The organism is Burkholderia sp. A2 (assembly GCF_001729305.1).
In the GTDB taxonomy this organism is placed as follows: Bacteria; Pseudomonadota; Gammaproteobacteria; order Burkholderiales; family Burkholderiaceae; genus Burkholderia; species Burkholderia sola.
On the sequence record NZ_LZXX01000053.1, the window covers coordinates 385 to 684 of the forward strand.

Annotated in this window: 1 protein-coding gene; it reads right to left on the minus strand. The window is 73.3% G+C overall.

Going from position 1 to position 300, the window contains the following annotated elements; all coding sequences use genetic code 11:
- A partial coding sequence (locus tag A9Z05_RS37520) for a hypothetical protein (protein WP_256121840.1) occupies positions 1–300 on the minus strand: 300 nt, incomplete at both ends.

The following is a 300-nucleotide window of genomic DNA, read 5'->3' on the forward strand; positions in this document are numbered from 1 at the left end:
GCCGCGCTCGCGCGTTCGCTGTCTTCCTTGAGCAGCGCGGCGAGCCGCGCCGCCGACGGCACGTCGAGCGCACGCAGCGCATCGACCGGCATGCGCCATTGGCCGAGTGCGTCGAGCGCGCCGGACAGCGTGCGTTCGGCAGCCGCGATGTCGTGCGCGAGGGCTTGCTCGCGCGGGCCGCTGTTGCGAAAACCCTGCGCATCGGCCAGCGCCGCGCGCAACGCTTCCGGCACGTCGACGGTCGACAGGCGCGCCTGTTGTTCGCGGACCTGCGCCAGTTCGCGCGTGCGTTCGTCGAGC